Annotated in this window: 1 protein-coding gene; it reads right to left on the reverse strand. The window is 66.8% G+C overall.

Annotated elements, in window-relative coordinates; all coding sequences use genetic code 11:
• A partial coding sequence (locus OO70_RS50695; RefSeq protein WP_158711695.1) for a hypothetical protein occupies positions 1 to 397 on the reverse strand: 397 nt, incomplete at its 3' end.
• Between the last annotated feature and the right edge of the window lie 49 nt (positions 398 to 446).

The raw sequence follows: 446 nt of genomic DNA on the forward strand, positions 1-446 counted from the left end.
GGGTCCGGGCGCCCTTGGTCAGTTCCTCGTTGAGGTCGCGGATGCCTTGCCGATAGCGGATCGTGGCTTCGTCGATCGACATCTGCGCGCCGAACAGCTCGTCGAACGCAGTCTTCAACTCGGCGAGCCGCTCCTCCAGCGTCAACGCCTCGGTACCGAGATTCTGCAGGTCACCGGCGGCATCCTCGGCGGCGTTCCCGACGTCCATCTCACCGGCGACCAGCGACGTCAGGCGACCCCAGTCACCGGAGGTCGCGGAGGAGAACATGGCGCTCCACTGCCACAGCTCGGCGAGCCCGTTGACCACGGCGCCGACAACCCGGATGCCACCCTCGATGATCGCGAACAGATACCGGAGCGCGTCCGCGCCGCTCGTGGCGTTGTCGGAAAGGTCCATGAACACGTCCCCGACCGCGCGACCGATCTGAGCCAACCCGTCGCTGATC

This window comes from Streptomyces xylophagus (assembly GCF_000716435.1).
Lineage (GTDB): Bacteria > Actinomycetota > Actinomycetes > Streptomycetales > Streptomycetaceae > Streptomyces > Streptomyces xylophagus.